The 18,315-nt window shown below is 35.3% G+C and carries 13 protein-coding genes and 2 tRNA genes; 9 read left to right on the forward strand and 6 right to left on the reverse strand.

Going from position 1 to position 18,315, the window contains the following annotated elements; all coding sequences use genetic code 11:
* Positions 1 to 272: 272 nt before the first annotated feature.
* Positions 273 to 345 (reverse strand) — tRNA-Lys (locus tag A8L32_RS21520).
* A gap of 61 nt (positions 346 to 406) precedes the next feature.
* A tRNA-Lys gene (locus A8L32_RS21525) sits at positions 407 to 479 on the reverse strand.
* Positions 480 to 689: 210 nt separating this feature from the next.
* On the opposite strand from A8L32_RS21525, the gene amrB reads away from it, so the two are divergent.
* The 4 genes from amrB (at position 690) to A8L32_RS21545 (ending at position 4,799) form a co-directional block, all read left to right on the forward strand.
* A complete protein-coding gene (gene amrB, locus A8L32_RS21530; RefSeq protein ID WP_066633266.1) occupies positions 690 to 2,081 on the forward strand; it encodes an AmmeMemoRadiSam system protein B in 1,392 nt (463 codons plus the stop codon).
* A 29-nt stretch (positions 2,082 to 2,110) separates the two neighbouring features.
* On the forward strand, positions 2,111 to 3,022 hold the full coding sequence (locus A8L32_RS21535) for a metallophosphoesterase (RefSeq protein WP_083631452.1): 912 nt from the start codon (positions 2,111 to 2,113) through the stop codon (positions 3,020 to 3,022).
* Positions 2,985 to 4,025 carry an AmmeMemoRadiSam system radical SAM enzyme gene (gene amrS / locus A8L32_RS21540; protein ID WP_066633174.1) on the forward strand — a complete coding sequence of 347 codons (1,041 nt, stop codon included), beginning with the start codon at positions 2,985 to 2,987 and terminating at the stop codon, positions 4,023 to 4,025. Before A8L32_RS21535 ends, amrS begins: the two co-directional genes overlap by 38 nt.
* Before the next feature lie 342 nt (positions 4,026 to 4,367).
* Positions 4,368 to 4,799 carry an Hsp20/alpha crystallin family protein gene (locus A8L32_RS21545; protein ID WP_066633178.1) on the forward strand — a complete coding sequence of 144 codons (432 nt, stop codon included), beginning with the start codon at positions 4,368 to 4,370 and terminating at the stop codon, positions 4,797 to 4,799.
* A gap of 145 nt (positions 4,800 to 4,944) precedes the next feature.
* Here the strand turns inward: A8L32_RS21545 and A8L32_RS21550 are convergent, their stop codons facing one another.
* Together A8L32_RS21550 and A8L32_RS23815 are read right to left on the reverse strand one after the other, a co-directional pair.
* On the reverse strand, positions 4,945 to 6,015 hold the full coding sequence (locus tag A8L32_RS21550; RefSeq protein WP_066633180.1) for a PorP/SprF family type IX secretion system membrane protein: 1,071 nt from the start codon (positions 6,013 to 6,015) through the stop codon (positions 4,945 to 4,947).
* A 4-nt stretch (positions 6,016 to 6,019) separates the two neighbouring features.
* Positions 6,020 to 10,456 (reverse strand): PKD domain-containing protein, encoded by a 4,437-nt coding sequence (locus A8L32_RS23815; RefSeq protein WP_075591529.1) that lies wholly within the window; start codon positions 10,454 to 10,456, stop codon positions 6,020 to 6,022.
* A 373-nt stretch (positions 10,457 to 10,829) separates the two neighbouring features.
* Here A8L32_RS23815 and A8L32_RS21560 point away from each other — a divergent pair, with 373 nt between their 5' ends.
* Positions 10,830 to 11,741, forward strand: a complete 912-nt coding sequence (locus A8L32_RS21560; protein ID WP_066633184.1) for a proline dehydrogenase family protein — start codon at positions 10,830 to 10,832, stop codon at positions 11,739 to 11,741.
* Between the two features lie 60 nt (positions 11,742 to 11,801).
* Here A8L32_RS21560 and A8L32_RS21565 read toward each other — a convergent pair whose 3' ends face one another.
* A complete protein-coding gene (locus A8L32_RS21565; protein WP_066633186.1) occupies positions 11,802 to 13,103 on the reverse strand; it encodes an MATE family efflux transporter in 1,302 nt (433 codons plus the stop codon).
* Between the two features lie 196 nt (positions 13,104 to 13,299).
* On the opposite strand from A8L32_RS21565, the gene A8L32_RS21570 reads away from it, so the two are divergent.
* From A8L32_RS21570 to A8L32_RS21580, 3 genes are all read left to right on the forward strand, one after another.
* Positions 13,300 to 13,902, forward strand: a complete 603-nt coding sequence (locus A8L32_RS21570; protein ID WP_066633188.1) for a superoxide dismutase — start codon at positions 13,300 to 13,302, stop codon at positions 13,900 to 13,902.
* 151 nt (positions 13,903 to 14,053) lie between these two features.
* On the forward strand, positions 14,054 to 15,094 hold the full coding sequence (locus A8L32_RS21575; protein WP_066633190.1) for a polysaccharide deacetylase family protein: 1,041 nt from the start codon (positions 14,054 to 14,056) through the stop codon (positions 15,092 to 15,094).
* Between the two features lie 9 nt (positions 15,095 to 15,103).
* Positions 15,104 to 16,666: a lipopolysaccharide biosynthesis protein gene (locus A8L32_RS21580; protein ID WP_066633193.1), complete on the forward strand. Its 1,563-nt coding sequence runs from the start codon at positions 15,104 to 15,106 to the stop codon at positions 16,664 to 16,666.
* 11 nt (positions 16,667 to 16,677) lie between these two features.
* Here A8L32_RS21580 and A8L32_RS21585 read toward each other — a convergent pair whose 3' ends face one another.
* A complete protein-coding gene (locus tag A8L32_RS21585) occupies positions 16,678 to 17,097 on the reverse strand; it encodes a VOC family protein (RefSeq protein ID WP_066633196.1) in 420 nt (139 codons plus the stop codon).
* Positions 17,098 to 17,578: 481 nt separating this feature from the next.
* On the opposite strand from A8L32_RS21585, the gene A8L32_RS21590 reads away from it, so the two are divergent.
* Positions 17,579 to 18,313: a polysaccharide biosynthesis/export family protein gene (locus tag A8L32_RS21590; protein WP_066633199.1), complete on the forward strand. Its 735-nt coding sequence runs from the start codon at positions 17,579 to 17,581 to the stop codon at positions 18,311 to 18,313.
* Positions 18,314 to 18,315 lie beyond the last annotated feature (2 nt).

Genomic DNA, 18,315 nt, shown 5'->3' on the forward strand with positions numbered 1-18,315 from the left:
TCACTCCAGCGGGGTGGAATGTATATAGAAAACCGTACAAAAAGGAAATGACTCCGGCGGAGTCGAATATTTAAATATATGGTATATGTGTGACTCCTCAGGAGTCATTTTTTTTTGTTTCTGAATTGTTCTATAAACATGTGATGCCTCTGGCATCATCTTGCGCAAATGGTGATAGGATATCGAGGTTTTTGGTGCTGATCTGATTCTGAATTTTGTTCATTTTAGCGCATAAAAAAAGGAGAACAAAAATTGTTCTCCTTTTTACTATGTGACTCAGCTGGGGTTCGAACCCAGGACCCCATCCTTAAAAGGGATGTGCTCTACCAGCTGAGCTACTGAGTCAACATGTCATCGGGTTTCCCGATTTAAATTTTCAAGACTACTTTAAGTCTTTTTTTAAGAGTGATTCAGCTGGGGTTCGAACCCAGGACCCCATCCTTAAAAGGGATGTGCTCTACCAGCTGAGCTACTGAATCTCCTTGTTTGCGCTCGTCTTATTTCGTTAACGCGGATGCAAAAGTAGAGGTTTTTTCTTAATTGCCAAATTTAGAAATAACTTTTTTCATATTTATTTTGCAGTAAAACATGAAAGACGATAACAACTATTTTAAAAAGAATGAGTTGAGGTATTTGAAAAAAAATAAAAATAAAGTTGTAAATTTAAGAGACACTAAATAAAAATGATCATGCTCAGTATTGAAAGGGAACCAGTAGTTGCAGGTACATTTTATAGTTCAGATCCAGATGAGTTAATTCATCAGCTGAAGGAATGCTTTGTAGAGCAACAGTTGAGAGTAAGTCATCGAGTTTCTGCTTTGGTAGTGCCACATGCAGGATATGTTTATTCGGGCACCGTAGCAGCTAGCGCCTATGCTTTAATTGATCAGGATGCCAAGTATGACAATATATTTTTAATCGGATCTAGTCATCATTTAACCTTTAATGGGGCATCCGTGTATAATAAAGGGCACTATAAAACGCCATTAGGTGTGGTGCCTGTAAATATTCAATTGGCCAATCAGCTGATAGAGCAATCTAAAAATATTGTTTTTAATCCTTATGCACATTCCGAAGAACATACTTTAGAGGTGCAATTGCCATTCCTTCAATATAGAATGCGTAATCTAACCCAAATTGTACCTATTGTAATAGGTGTTAAAAAATATAGTGATTGTCAGTATATTGCTTCTGTACTAAAGCCTTATTTTAATCACAAAAATTTATTTGTATTCAGTACCGACTTGTCCCATTACCCTAACGACGAGGTGGCAACTAGATTAGACAAACAAACAGTGGATTTAATCTGCAAAAATAATCCAGATGAATTGATTGAAATGTTGAACGATCAGCATTGTGAAGATGGAGTTTTGACTAAGCTATGTGGTTGGAGTTCTGTATTGACTTTAATGTATTTGACAGAAGGTAAAGACCATTATAAATACGAGAAGGTGCGGTATATGAATTCCGGAGAAGCATCGGGAAACAAAAAAAGAGTTGTAGGGTATCAATCTGTTTTGGTTGAAGATAAAGAATGTACGGTAGAGTCGGTCAGTCAATATGAAAAGGATTATCTATTGCGTGAGGCTAATTATGCTATACAAACTTCTTTTGGGATAGAGATAGAGAAGCCAGATATCGAATGTGATATAGAAACAGGTATTAATAGTGCTTTTGTTTCGATATATGTAAATGGTGAATTACGTGGATGTTTAGGGCGTTATAATGTAAGCTGTAGTTTGCCAGAGTTGGTTAAGGATTTGGCATTGGCTGCTGTTTTTGAAGATAAACGGTTTAAAGAGATTGATGCTTCTGAATTGGATGGTTTAAGTATTGAGATTTCTTTGTTAACGCCGATGAAAAAGATACACTCTATTGAAGAAATTGTGTTAGGTAAGCATGGTGTTTACCTTAAACTAGGCCATAAGAAAGGTACTTTTTTACCACAAGTTGCCGACAAAACTGCTTGGAATTTAGAACAATTTTTAGGTCATTTAGCTAGGGATAAAGCACATATTGGATGGAATGGTTGGCAAAAGGCTGAACTGTATATTTTTGAAGCCATTATTTTCTCAAGTTAGATTTTGTAGATTTTAATTGAAAAAACGAAATGAGTAGAAAGCAAACGAGGAGGCGATTTATAAAGAATAGTGCCTTAATTGTTACGGGTTTAACGGTGTTGCCAGCTTGGGCAAGAGGTAATAAAAAAATACGGTTTGGATGGGTAACAGATGTTCATTATGCTGAAGCTCCCGTTAAATGGGGACGATATTTTACGGAGAGTTTAAGTAAGCTGAGCGAAGCCGTTACATTATTTAATGAGGAGAGCGTTCATTTTGCTATTGAGACAGGTGATTTTAAAGACCAAACAGACCCTCCTGTAGAATTAGAAACCTTGAAATATCTTGAGAAAACGGAAGCTGTGTTTTCGAAATTTAAAGGTCCAAGATATCACGTATTAGGCAATCATGATCTGGATTCTATTTCAAAAGCTCAGTTTTTAAATAATACCATAAATACAGGTATAGATAAGGATAAAACATACTATTTTTTTGAGCATTCGGGCTGTAGATTTATTGTGTTAGATGCATGTTTTAAGTCGGATGAAACGGATTATAAAAAAGGTAACTTCGGCTATAAGGATACAAATATTCCTAGTTTTCAGTTAAAATGGCTGAAGAAAACTTTGCAGGAAAGTGATATGCCAGTTGTTGTATTTACGCATCAGCTACTGCATGGAGAAGGTGATTTGTATGTCAATAATGCTGCAGAAGTAAGGGCTGTGATGGAGGACTCTGATAAAGTAATGGCAGTATTTCAAGGTCATGACCATAATGGTGGAGCAAAGGTGATTAATGGCATATTGTATTATACCCTAAAAGCACTTGTTGAAGGTTCTGGTGAGCAAAATAATAGCTACGCTATCGTTAATATCCAAGAGGGTGGTGAGATAGTAATAGAAGGGTATCGTAAAGCAGGTGATTATGCATATACGTCCAACCGTAAAATACCTACAGGCTGATAAAGAGGCTTTGTTTTGGCATAAAAAAGAAGGTGGGATAGAGTGTGTTTTATGTCCGCATCGGTGTTTCTTGTTGCCTGATGAGATTGGTGTATGCAGAGCAAGGAAGAATGTAAATGGTCGGTTAATGGCACTAACGTACGGATTTCCCTGCGCTTTGCAGGTAGATTCAATCGAAAAGAAGCCCTTGTATCATTTTCTGCCCAGTTCTAAAACTTTGTCACTCGCTACAATTGGATGTAACCTTCGTTGTTTAAATTGTCAAAATCATCATATTTCTCAGGCTAATCTTGAGCCTAATCAAGAAGAATATATTAGCCCTTATGATATAGTTGAATTGGTTAAAGTTAAGGGATGTAACTCTATTTCGTATACATATACAGACCCCGTAGTTTATTACGAATACGCATTGGATACTGCTGAGCTAGCTCGTGAAAGGGGATTGAAGAATGTGATTGTTTCCGCAGGATATATTCATAAAAAACCACTGAAGGATTGGTGTAAAGTGATGGATGCTGTAAATATCGATTTAAAATGTTTTGATGATGATGTGTATCAGCGTTTGAGTCAAGTTAAGCTAAAATATGTATTGCAAACGCTAGAAACTTTGTTAGAGGAGAATGTTTGGCTTGAAATTACCAATTTAATTATTCCTGGATATACAGACGACATAGGAATGATTAAAGATATGTGTAAATGGTTGGTGAAAAATGGTTTTTCTAAAGTACCTATTCATTTTAGTCGTTTTCATCCGAGTTATAAGTTATTGCAAAGTACTGCAACCTCTATTGAATTATTACAAGAGATTTATACTATAGCTAAAGATTTAGGGATGGAGTACGTTTATTTAGGAAATGTGCCGCAAGCTGAATATAACGCTACGTATTGTTCCAATTGTAATTCTAAATTGATTGCCAGAAATCGATCTGTAATTGAATTTAGGGAATTCAAGAAAGGAATCTGCTCTAATTGTGGAAGTTCAATAGTGGGTGTTTGGGAATAAAAAAAAGGAGGCCATATCCACGATAGAATACAACCTCCGATACACACAGGAATTGTTGGGAGGAAAAATTAATTTCAATTTCCTTTTGTTGCTCGCAAATATCATCTATAATTCATTTAAGCCTATTACGCATCTGTTATCAATACCTTAAATTAAAATTACCATCTCCTATTTTATTCAATGTGACAATATGGCGTATAAAATAAATACGATGCGCCAATATGACGCATGCATGTATTGTATTATGACTTTATGTCTTGATAATTAATGTGGTATGTCCTTTGAGATATAAGAGTCAAACAACAATAAAATATTAAAAATTTAAAATAGGAGGATTAAGTTATGACACTAGTAAGAAAAGCAAACAGAAATTTTGATTCAGTATTAAATGATTTTATGGGTGGTGATTTCTTTATGAACCAGAGTGGTATGTATTCGGGAAACCAAACTTTACCTGCAGTTAACATTGCCGAGGATGATAACCAGTATTTAATAGAGTTGGCTGCTCCTGGTTTGGATAAGAATGATTTTAACATTGAATTTAATAATGGCAAGCTAACGATTTCTGCTGAGCGAAAAGAAAAAGCAGAAGAAGTGAAGTTTAAGCAAAGAGAATTTAATTATGCCGGATTTACCCGCACCTTTGTTGTCCCTAAACAAAAGGTTGAAGATGGAAATATTTCCGCAGCATACGAAAATGGGGTTTTAAGTGTTGCTTTGCCTAAAAGAGAAGAGGTGAAGCCAAAACCAGCAAGAAAAGTAGAGGTTGCATAATTGAGTAGTTTGATTTTTGGGAGAGGAGTTTCTGTTGGAACTCCTCTTTTTTTTCATGTTAAACTCACGAATGTGAGCTTGTGTTTATTAAGTGTAAACTGAATAAAAATAGATTGTTAGCGCTTTTGTAAATGCTAATAATTGACTAAAATACTCTTCTTTTCTTTCTTTTGTATTTACTTCTGCTTGTGCTAGAAAGTGGATTGGCTGTTTCGGAACAAGGGAGAGCTGGTCGTTTACCATTCATCCTTAAACTCATTCTTTGGTTAAACTCGAATATTACCGACAATTCATGGGCCCCTTGTGCATTCCATCCCAGTCCGGATAGCGAAACGTCGTAACTATAGCCAAATCGTAGAGGGCCATATTTGTACGACAATAAAGCTACAATAGCGTCTTGATTGATGCTGGTGCTATTTTTTGTAGTGATAAATGGTAAACCTCTATACCAAATACCAATTTCAATAGGGTCGTTGAACCAATAAACGCCTAAATCCATTTGCACATCCTTGGCTTGTTGTTGCAGTCTATAGCTTAAGGAGAATGATCTTGCAGATCCCGTACCTCTGCGTTTCTCGTTCCATATGTTAACACCTCCAAATAATACTGTTTTAAGTGGAAACCTCATTTCTTCGTTTAAAAACGAATAATTAGGCTGAGCAAGATGGTCGATAGTTAATCCAAACCAATACTTAGAGCTGTATAAAAAAGCAGAAGCAGCAAAGTCAATATAATTAGCTCTTTCGTTGTTTAATCTGTTCCACGATCCAGATCCTCCAACGCCTTGCATCTCGTCGCCAAATTCTAGTTTATTGAAATCAATGAATTTGTTACCATAGGAAAACTGAATACCCGGGATGAGTTGCCACTCATCGTTTATTATCAAGTTGTAACTATACTGAAAAGTAAATTGAGTTGTGGTTAATCCAGCACTACCTGCTTTATCTTGGTATAGCATAAATCCAAGGCCGCTATTAAGGCTGGGAAAAAAGTTATCGAATGAGATTGAATACGTTTCAAAAGCCTTGTTGATGCCTGGCCACTGATTTCTGTAATTGGCAATTAATCGCCCTCCATCTGTAGATCCTGCTAAAGAGGGGCTCATGTACAGCGGATTGGCATAGAATTGTGAAAAATGCGGATCTTGCCCATATAGGTTAGTCATCACAATGGTTAGGATGAAAAGCGTAATTATGTGTTTTATTTTTCTTAACATCCTTTTATCTTAATAAAGTTACATCACCAGTGTATACTTTCACTTGTCCTGTACTGAATCTGCAAGTCGCTTTCCAAATGTATACACCTTGCGTACAAAGCTGACTTTGGTAGTAACCATTCCAACCTACTTCAATATCATTGGATTCAAATAGTAATTGCCCCCATCTTGAATAAATCTGAAGTTCATACTCTTCAACACCTTTTTGAACGGCAGGATAAAAAACGTAATTGTTGTTATCGGTTCTATCGTATCGACCATCGTTTTCACCAGCAGGATTCGGTGTGAATGCATTTGGGAATTTAATTTTGCCACCTTCGTTTGCTGTCACAGCTTCCTTTTGAATGTAGGAGCTGGTACATCCATACTCGTTTTCGGCATCTAATGTAATATCGTAATTGCCTTTTGTGGTGTATTCGTGGGTAGGGCTGTGCTCTATTGAGGTCTGTCCATCACCAAAGTCCCACAGGTATGTATTGGCACCATATGATTTATTGGCAAAAGAAACAGCTTCACCAGGTATGGTTACCACATTAGGGAAAACATCAAATAAAGCGGTAGGCTCTGGATACACATTAATGACCAAATCATCTTTAATAGTCATGCCTCCTGGACCTTGCACGGTTAATTTAACTATGTAGGTTCCTTCTGTATAATAAGTGTGCGTTGGATTTGGGTCTGTAGAAATATTCTCATCGCCAAACTCCCATAGGTAGCTTTCTGCATTTTTTGTTGTACTATAAAAATCCACCTTTAATGCTGGGCACCCTTGGGTAGGAGGGCCATATTCTACAGTTGGTATTCCTGCTATAATCCTAATCTCTTTTTTCTGAATGTCTTCACATTTATTGGAAGACACTTTTAGTGAAATTTCATATAATCCAAAGTCGTCGTAGGTATATTCATTAGGTTGTTTTTCTGTTGAGGTTTGTCCATCGCCAAAGTCCCATAAATACTCCCAGTTATCTCCTTCTGTTAAATTATTAATTGTTACTGTTGAAGCTGGCATTTGTATTTCTTCAGGAGTAGCTTCGAAGTTTGCAATCGGAGTGGCATAAACCATCACGTTTGTGTAAGCAGTATCGCTACAACCATATGGCGATGAGGCAATCATACTCACTTCGTATTCTTTATCTGTTTCAGTGTTGTTTCTAAATAAATTTAATCCTAAATATCCAGATGAGGTGTTGCCGTCGCCATAGTTCCATAAAAATGTATTGGCACCCACCGACTCATTACCGAAACTTATTTCAAGTGGTGAACAAGCTTCTCCTTCTCCAGTAATTTTAGCAGTAACCATTGGATTTACGCTGGTAAAACCTTGCATAGAATCAATACATCCAAAGGAATTCTCTGTGATGAGCGTAATTCTATAATCTTGAGGAGTAAAGCTATCGTTGGTGTAAATATGTTCTACATCTTCGTTGCTATTAGTTGTTAAGGTTTCTCCATCGCCAAATTTCCACACTGAAGTTTCTATGTTTTCTGTGGAATTTGTGAATTGAACTTTTTTAGGTGAGCATACCGTAAAATCATTCGGCTCAAAGTAGGTTTGAGGAGAAGGTAAAACCGTAATGGTTGCTTCTGTGGTATCTAAACATCCGTAAAAAGATGTTGTGTAAAGCTTAATATTGTGTTTCGCTTTAATATCTGAACTATTTTCGAAAACTTTGTTGTAATAATTCGCACCTTTTATCAGGTTCCCATCTCCAAAGTCCCATTCGTAAATGTACGCGCCTGGGTCGGCCAAAAAATTAGTGTTTAAAGGAGAGCAACCGCTATCGGGTACGGCACTTAGATTGAATTCTTGTTTAGGATAAACAGTGGTGAATAAAGATGATGTATCGCTACAGTTATATTCGTTAATAGTAACTAATTCGACTTCAAAAGACTGAATAAAAGCTTCTGAGTTTGTAAAGGTATGACTTGGGTTTTCTACATCTGTTCCGGTTGAGCCATCTCCAAAAGTCCATTGGTAGCTTGTTCCGCCTTGTGATTTATTTATAAATGTACTGTTCAGAGGACTACAACCTATTTTTATGTCTGCATCAAAATAGGAAATGGGTGTTGGTGCCACTTTTGTGATATGTTTTACTGTGTCAGAACAACCATTATTTGTGTTGGCTATTAAGGTGATTTCATAATCAACAGGTAGTGGTGTTTTGTTCGTAAATACTTGACTTGGGTTTTCTAGATTAGATATAATACCATTACCAAAGTCCCAATAATAAGAATCTGCATTACTTGAAGTGTTTTCGAAATTTACTTCAAGGGGGGTGCACTCAACCGCAGGTGGAGGAGTTAGGTTTGCTGTTGGTACCTGGTGGAAATTTATTTCTACGGTATCGCTTCCTGTGCATCCATTCCCATTGTCTTCTAACCAAGCGAATTTATATTTTCCAGGTGTGTCAACGTTAACTTGAGTAGTTGAATTTAAGTCATCTATAAAAGAAACAATGCCTACGTTTTCTGCTACCACCCATTGTCCTACTCCAGCATGTTTATGAGCAATAATCTGTATGGATAAAGCACAGGTGTCCTTGTCGTCCATCACAGTAGGTGTAGGAATCTCTGTGAAAGTAACGCTAAGGTCTGCAGAGTCTTTACAACTGTTGTTATCTTCTATCCATCTTAATTGGTATGTTCCGTATGTATCGCTAATGATATGAGCTGTTGGACTTGAAAATGAATTGAAAGACAAAGAGCCAGGAGCGGAAATGATTTTCCATAATCCAACTCCAATGCTAGGTGTTGCATCGAGTGAAGATTGTAGTCCACATTCGTTGATATTTAAACCGGCATCTGAATCTGGTTTTTCATGAACTGTTATAGTAATGGTTTCGGTATCTTCACAACCAAAAGAATCTCGTACTTTGTATGTGTATGAATAAACTCCTGGTTCGTCCGCAATAAATGTAGGGTTTTGGACATCTGTTTCGGAAAGCTTATCAGTTCTTGCACCTGTCCATTCATGAAATACAAATACTTCAGAACCTCCTGAAGGTTGCGCATCAATCATGGTGTTTGTTCCAGAACATACTTCAAAGTTGTTGCTGTCAAAGCTGATACTTACCTCTTCAACGTCTACAATCACGGTGTCTTCTCCCCAGCATGTATTGTTATCTTCAACTCTATATATTAATTCGTATTGACCAACTACCGTAGTCAAGAAATCAGGATTTTGAATGTTAGTTACGTTTAGAGGTGAGGTCTGTCCTTTCCATAAATGCGCATATGGAGGTAATCCCCCTGTTGGATTCCCATCTAATTCTAAAAGAATTCCAGGGCACAGATTAATGGTTTGGAAGGTTGATATTTCTGCTTTTGGGGCAGCTAATACGGTTATTAAAACTGTGCCAACGTCAGAGCAGCTATTGCCATCGGTAATTGAGTATGTTATAGCATGTGTTCCAGGCCCAGCTTCTTTAGGGTTAAACATGGGGTTGTTCGGGTCGCTTATTCCAGCTCCGGCCCATACTCCCCCTCCATCTGCACCAATGAGTAAGAAAGGATCTGCGGATTCGCATACGGGAGGTACAGGGTTGATGGAGGCATCTGGTATATCCACAATTAATGCCATTGCTGTTGTAGTCACAGGTGCGTAATCTCCATCTATTAAATCAACAGGTGGCCCAGGAATGCTAGGGTCATCATAGGGATTACATGTATTCCAATTTCTTAAAGTTACTTGAAAAAAAGCTCCGACAGGATGATGGTTGGGAATGTAAATATCTAAGGAAGTATTATAGGGTGCTATTGGGCCTTCTATTGGCCCTGGGACGTGATTTATTGAACCAACAAAGGGGTAAGCACGAACGCTACCATCAACTTCTGCATCATTAATGGTGCTAGCACCAGTTCCATATATCCATTGAATCCACCTTCCGTCATTATTAATAACATCATTTTCATCAGGAGGCGTACAGTTCCATTGGCTATTATCCGTAAAATGAAATAAGGCGTCATTGCCAACGCAAATAGGTTTAACTTTTGGATCAATTAATAATTCTCCACCATTTTTGTCGTCGGTATCCCATACGGTTACAATTTGTTCTTGTACAGAACTAGTACATAACACGCCATCTACTATTAAAGTAGCTCGGGGATGATAATTACATTGATTTCCCGTGTTGGGATAAATGTGACTGTGCGTTGCAGACCATTCTTGTGTAGCAAGATTAGTATTGGTTGCATTAACAATTTCTACAGGGTTACCGTCGTCCCAATCATATTGGATTTGTACGTTACCTGTTCCCCCATCATTAACGCCTCGGTAAATGATTTTCCAATCTACATCTACGGGTGCGCATTTTCCTTTCGGAATAATATCATTAGCTTTTCCAACTATAGTACAATCCTGAGCCAGAGCTGCATGTGAAAACAGCAATAGCAGAATAGTTAAAAAAACCAAGTGACTTGTGTTGTTGTGTTGATTAATCACTGTGGTTGTTTTAAGAATGTCGTGTTGACCTCTTAAACGGAAGTTTTTTGAAATAGTTTTGATTAAACTCCGATTTTTATTGATTAAACTGAAAAGAAGAAGGTGTGTTTGTGCTTATGATAAGTCTTTTGTGCACTTATTTCAGTTTTGTATATGATTGATAAAAACGAGTAATGTAGAAATGATGATACCATTCCTTTAAATATGATTTATGTCAGGATTGTACTGTTTGTAAGGGTTTTCTGAGAATAGTCATATTTTGGAATCATAATAAGTCCGAATTTTACATCAGAAACAATATCCATAAAGTTGTCTTGTGTTATTCATCTGAGATGAATGAAAAAAGCCGGCTTTGTTGATAAAAAATAAGGATATGATTAATAAGGCAATAGCATCTGTGATTCCATATTTTCCAAAGAAGTTTATTTGGATGTTTTCAAAGAAATATATTGCTGGTGTTACAGTGCAGGATGCAATTAAGGCTTCAAAAAGCCTTAATTCTAGAGGGGTTTGTGTAACGGTGGATTTGTTGGGGGAGTTTATTGAGAATATAGATCAGGCTAACGTAAATAGGGATGAATATTTACAAATAATAGAAGCTTTTGAAGTAGCTAAAGTAGAGGGTAATTATTCGTTAAAACCTACGAGTTTTGGTTTGTTGATTGACCCTGAGAAATGTTATCAGAATATTAGGGCAATCGTTGCCTTGGCGGCTAAGTACGAAAATTTTGTTAGGATTGATATGGAAGATTCTAAATGTGTGGATTTAGAATTAACCTTATATAAAAGATTGAAATTAGAGTTTCCTAATCATGTGGGCTTGGTATTGCAAGCATACCTTAGAAGGACTCGGGCGGATATTGAAACGTTGTTGCAATTACACACGCCTGATTCACCATTGGATTTTAGATTGTGTAAGGGGATATATAACGAAGCAGAGGAAATTGCTTATAAAGATGGGCAAGAGATTAATGACAACTATTTAATGTTGTTAGACTTATTGCTATACAATGGGGTGTATGTAGGTATTGCAACCCATGATAAGGCTTTGATAAAAGGGGCTTATCAGTTAATTGATAAATATCAAGTACCTGATGATATGTACGAGTTTCAGATGCTTTATGGAGTAACTCCTGAGTTGAGAAATAAGGTAGTGGGTGATGGTAAAAAAATGCGGGTTTATGTTCCTTATGGAGAGGACTGGTTTGGTTATTCTACCAGAAGATTAAAGGAAAATCCCAAAATGGCAGAGCATATCATCAAATCGGTTTTTGTAAAAGGTTAGGTTAATATATTGGTTATGTTTATGAGTGGGTAAGGTCGGGGAAGATCTTACCCATTTTTTTTATTGCAATTTTACGTAAACAGCTCTTTTTGCCAACAAGCTTTGCAATACACTTCGCGAAAACATAAAAAGTAACATAGATAACCATAAGGCATGCATGCCAATTTTATCATGCAATACATAATATGGAATAAAGAAAAATCCAATGGAGGCGATGAGCATTGTGTTTCGCATGGCTTTAGAAGCAGTAGCGCCAATATAAATGCCATCCCAAATAAATGAGCCAAAACTTGCTATAGGTATAAAAACAAGCCAAGGCAGATAAATAGAAGCTTCGTTTAGTACATTTTCTTTATTGGTAAAAAATAATAAGAGCTCACCTCCCCATATATAGTAGCTCATGGTAAATGAAATTCCAAAAATGCTACCCCATAGAAATAACTTTTTGCTAGCTTCAATTAGTTTAGCTTTATTTTTAGAGCCAAAATACTTTCCAACAATAGCTTCAGCTGCGTAGGCGAATCCATCTAAAAAGTAGGAGAATAAGAATAAGAACTGAAGCAAAGCGCTGTTGGCAGCCAATGCAACATCACCAAAACCAGCCGATTTAGAGGTGAAGAATGTAAAGACCGCAATAACGCACCAGGTTCTTATAAATATATCTCCGCTTACATTTAAAAAACGTTTAAATTCCGAAACTATCAGAATTGATTTCAGTTTTAAATAGGTAAGTGTGTTTCTATATTTTTTTAAAAATAGGATGAGGGATAGAATAAAACCTGTGTATTGGGCAATGACAGAACCTAATGCCACTCCTGTTTCGTTCATCCCGTAGTTTTTTACTAATACAAAACTACATGCAATATTCACGATATTAATTAAAACCGAAATGAGCATGGGGTATACTGCATTTTGCATTCCTAAAAACCATCCGTTAATAACCATAAGTGAGATGGCTGCCGGTGCGGCCCAAATGCGAACGTAAAAATAGTTACTGGCTAGTTCTTTAACTTCCGCAGAACCATCTAACATGAGGAAACTGAGTTTCTCCAGCCCTGTTTGAAAGATGAGTAAAAACAGACTTCCAAGTATGGCAATTAACATACCTCGAAAAAGAACCATAGCCATTTCCTGGTCGCTGTTTTTTCCATATGCCTGAGCGGCAATTCCGCTAATACTCATTCTTAAAAAGGCGAAGCCCCAGTATACAAAGTTGAAAATTACTCCACCTAAGGCTACTGCTCCCATAAATAGTTCGGAGTCTAAATATCCCATTAAATGCAAGTCAACCATGCTTAATAATGGAACGGTAAGGTTAGTAAGTATGTTAGGTATTGATAATTTTAATATGTCTTTGTGCACTGTAAGTCATTTAATTTAGAGTGTGCGAAGATAATATTTTGAAAATGCTTTAAACAATTTATTATCGTCGCTGTTTAACTTCTGAATTTCAAAACGGAAAAAAAGATATAAAAATCTTAATAAATAGTTTTGATTTAATCTAAATAAGAAATAAATTTGTATCATATTCATTTAACCAATAGAATAAAGAAATATTATGGCATTTGAATTACCAAAATTAGATTACGCATACGATGCATTAGAGCCACATATTGATGCGCGCACAATGGAGATTCACCATTCTAAGCATCATGCAGCATATACTAATAACCTTAACGGGGCTATTGAAGGAACAGAGTTAGCAGGAAAATCAATTGAAGATATTCTAGTGGGAATTTCGGGTCACTCAACTGCAGTGAGAAATAACGGAGGTGGTTTTTATAACCACAACTTATTTTGGAAATCAATGTCTCCGAATGGAGGTGGAGTTCCTACTGGAGAAGTTTTACAAGCGATTGAAAAGAATTTTGGTTCGTTTGACGCTTTTAAAGATGAATTTTCGAAAGCTGCGGCTACTCGTTTTGGCTCTGGATGGGCTTGGTTAGTAAAAAAAGAAGATGGAAGTTTAGTAGTAAGCTCAACTCCAAATCAGGATAATCCATTAATGGATATTGCCGAAGTTAAAGGTACGCCAATTTTAGGGTTAGATGTTTGGGAGCACGCTTATTATTTAAAATATCAAAACTTACGTCCAAATTATATTCAGGCATTTTGGGATGTTGTGAATTGGGACGAAGTTTCTAAAGGATTAATAGGTTAGTTTGTTTATTTTGTCTGGGTAATGTGGGGTGTTCGTTTAACGAGCACCTCATTTTTTTTGCTCTTTTTTGATGTGTTAGGTCAAAAATAATAGGGAAAAGTGCAAGTAATAGTTAGTTTTGAATAATAAAGTTTGAAACCTATTACAACTTGTGAAAATCTTAAAATTAAAAATTAAGACAATAGTATTTTATTTAGTTTCCTTATTGCCATTTAAATTCGTTAGAAAGTTGGCCAATAGGAATCTGCTTGTTATTAATTATCACAGTATTTTAGGTGTTGATTCGGATGCAGTCATTAATGAAAATACATACCGAACAGCTCAGCAATTTGAAGAAGATATTCTATACTTGAAAAAGAACTTTCAATTTGTCACTCTTGTAGATATTATTGAAAGTAAAAAAAATGGAAAACCATTACCTAAGAATAGTGTCTACTTGACTTTTGATGATGGGTTAAGTGTTGTTTATGATATCTTTCGTCCCATTTTATTGAAGTACGATATTTCTGCATCGTTTTTCATAAACCCTACATTTGTTGATAATAAGGAATTACATTATCAGCGCAAGAAAAATCTCATTGAAGAAAGAGTTACAGAGGCTCAGATAGATTCTAATAGAAGCCGTTGGGAAGCATTTTTTACAGAAGTTAGAATTCAGGATGGTGATTTTAAAACTTCTTTGTCTCAGGTTAATTATGCACAATCTCACATATTAAACGAGATGCTTCAGCTTTTTGAGATAGATGTAAGTGAATACTTAAGTGAGCAATCTATCTATTTATCAACGGAAGAAATTAATGAAATGATTTCAGAAGGGTTTACTTTTGGTGGCCATAGTATGGATCATCCTAAATATGATGAATTAAGTTTGAATGAACAGTATGAGCAAACTTGCAAAAGTATAAAATGGGTTAAGGAAAAGTTTCGTTTAGATTATTCTGTTTTTGCTTTTCCTCTGCGCGACCACGATATCTCTATGGAACTTTTTGATAGGATTAAACCCTTTAGTGATATTACTTTTGGAGTTATTGGAGTAGGGGATGATGTTATTCCTAATCACATTCAACGTATCGATGTAGAATCTACAGGTCTTAAAATTTCAATAGTACTCAAGTTTGAGTATTTTAAATTTATATTATTACGTTTGATGGGTAGAAAAAAATACCAAAGGCCTACCCATTTCAAAAAGTAGTATTTCAAAATGTCGAACTCGCATAAGAAGCAACTTATAAATAATACACTTTGGGTGTATGCAGGTAAAATAATCACACAGGTTATTGGCCTTGTTGCAACTATATTGGTAATTCGAAAATTGCCAGTGGAGACTTATGGAGCTTATACGTTTTTATTTGGATTGTTTTTTGTTTATCAGTTATTTATCACCAGCCCTATAAAAAATGTAATTCTGCGATATGTACCTGAATTAGTAGTTGCAAGAAGTTATGTTATAGTTAGAAAGTTAGTACTGTATTCTCATTTTTTTGCCATAGCTTTTATAGGTTTATTCTCATTCCTGCTTTACATTTTTCAAGAGGACTTTGCTTCCTTTTTTAATTTTCCAGACTTTAAAATATACTTCGCGGCATTTATCGTTTTTGTGTTCTGTTATGCTTTGAAAGTAATGTCGGAAACTATTATTGCATCTTTTTTGAAGCATCCCATAAGTGCTAAGGCTAATGTTGTGGTAGTAGTCGTACGCTCTTCCCTATATTTATACTTCTTGTCAGATATTTCAGTTGACTTATTGTTGTATGTAGAGGCTTTGGTTTCGGTATTGTTCTTTGTAATTGTACTGAGGGCAATGATAGCTGAATTAGTGAAAAAAGATGCAGAAGTTCAGGAACAAGGTACAGAGCTAGGTTTAATTAAAAATAGAGTTTTGAGGTTTTATAGCCTTTCTTTCTTTTCAGAACTGGGTTATGGTATCATCGGAAAAACAAGTGACCAATATATTATTGCGGCAATATCTTCACCTTTCTATGTTGGCTTATATGGGTTTGCTCTAAAAATATATGAGATGTTTTATAAGGTTTTACCATTCAGGGAATTTGAATCGGTTTTAAAACCTGTTTTTTTTAAGCGGTTTTCGAAGACAACTGATGATAGAGAAATCAATGCATTTTATAATTTTAGTATAAAAGTTCTTTTGCCTCTTTTTATTTTTCCAGTATTATATTTCTTCATATTCGGTAAAGGCATTATTATTCATGTTTTTGAGGCTAAGTACCTTCCTGCGTATTGGGTGGCTTGTGTTTCTTTATTCGGACTAATTTTTCAAGGCTTGTTTTACCCCTTAAATCTGGTTATACAATTAAAAGAGCGTGTTGAGATTAATTTATATTCGAGGATAGTAGTGATATTTAGCATTGCAGCTGGTGTTTATGCCATGCAGTATTGGGGTATTGTTGGAGTTGCAGCAGCAACGGTAACAGGAGAATTGTTGAAAAACTTGTTAATGTTATTTATGATCAGGAAATATCAAATAATTAAGTATGATAAAGTATTGTTAATTCGATATGGTTTCATTTCAATATTGATGCTTATCGTTTTTGTACCTTTTATGGTTAATTTAGAGAGTGTACTAGGGTTACTACTGGGGTCTATGATATTTTCTTTTCTTTGGCTTTTATTATTAATCAATTTTCACCCTTTGAATGATCTTGAAGTTACGAAGTTAAAAGAAGTATTGGCTGGGAATAAAAGAATAAAAAAAATATTAAAGCCCTTAGCATCTTTATTAAGAGTAGTTATCTTAATAAAATAGAAGTGATTAACTTATTCTTTAATGATGTTGGCTTTTTTTTCGGTGTCAATCAGTTCAATGTTAAGATTGTTTTTTGCAAGCATAAATGCAATATCATTATTTTCAAAAGCTTCTCCAGGTGCTGGAGGTGAAATAAGATGCAGTCCTGTAGTTTTTAGCTGAGATATCTCAGCTTTTAAGTTTCCGACTTTAAAACATATGTGATGAAGACCGCCTCCTCTTCTAGCAAAAGCATAAATAGGAGAATCCTCATTTAAGGGTTCAAGAAGTTTTATGGTTAGTGATTCAGGTTTTTCCATAAAGACAACTTTAACTTTTTGTTTTACATTAATAGTTTCTTCAGTCATTTGAGAGTACCCAAAACAATCTACCCATTGCTTGATACCTTTGGTAATAGATTTTACCACTAATCCAAGGTGATCTATGTTCATTTGAAAAATTGTTTATATTTAATATTGAAATAAATATAGTTTTTTTTCATTAAAAAAGTATTGTGGGATTGTAAATTAGCATATTTATATGTGGAAAGACTGGAATATTTAGTAGGTGAGTATAAAAAACAGCCTTTTATTGGGATGTAATTTCCTTATTGTAGATGATAAACTAGTTAAATATTTTTTCCTCTAAAAATACTTAACTTTCGTCATATAAAATGTACTGTATCCTATAAGTGTATTACATTTGGTTGCAGATTTAGCGCGTAAGTTATAAAGGAATATTATTTAAATTTAAAGTAAGGTTCTATTTTACTTTATGTTAAAAAATAAATATAATCAGGGCAGAGATTGGTAATCTTAGTATAAAGATATTTAGATATAATGTTTTACTATTGTGTTACCCAGTAAAATAAGAAAAAAATAGACTATGAAAATATTTGTTAGATTGTTGCTGTTAATTGTGTTTACATCCTGTATGACACAAAAGAGACTTGAGTATGTGCAAGAACCTGTTGCTCTTAGTGATCTAAGGGTAACTAATTCCGAAAAAGAAAATGCTTATAGACCTCCCCAGAAACATAAAGTTAAACCAAATGATGAACTTCTAATAAAAGTCTCAAGTTTTGATGATGTGTCGTTTAATTTTTTCGGGAATAGGGCGGAGGGTAGATCTATTCAAGCTAGTAATGAGTTAGCAATGAACTCTTTTTCGTATTCTGTCGATGTAGATGGTAATGTATTCTTCCCTGTAGTTGGAAAGGTAAAATTAGCTGGTTTAACAATTGATGAGGCTAGAGAGAAAATACGATTAATTTTACTTCCGTATTTTGATCAACCTAATGTTGAAATTAAGTTTGCGTTTAAAAAAGTATCTGTAATTGGGGAGGTAAATGATCCAGGGTACTACACATATACAAAGGATCAAATTACTATTTTTGAAGTAATTGCATTAGCAGGTGATTTAACTCTTCATGGTGATAGGAAGGAAGTTGTTATAATAAGAAATGAGGATGATGTAGCGAATAAATACGTAGTTGATATGACGGATGATAATTTAGTTTTTAATTATAACTATTATTTACAGCCAGATGATGTCGTATATATTAGGCCAAGAAGATCTGTGAAATGGCAAGATATTTCGATTCCTATTACGTTGGTTTTCTCCACCATTACAACAGCTTTATTAGTTATTAATGCAATTCAAAACTAACC

It is taken from the genome of Labilibacter marinus, assembly GCF_001659685.2.
GTDB classification, from domain to species: Bacteria; Bacteroidota; Bacteroidia; order Bacteroidales; family Marinilabiliaceae; genus Saccharicrinis; species Saccharicrinis marinus.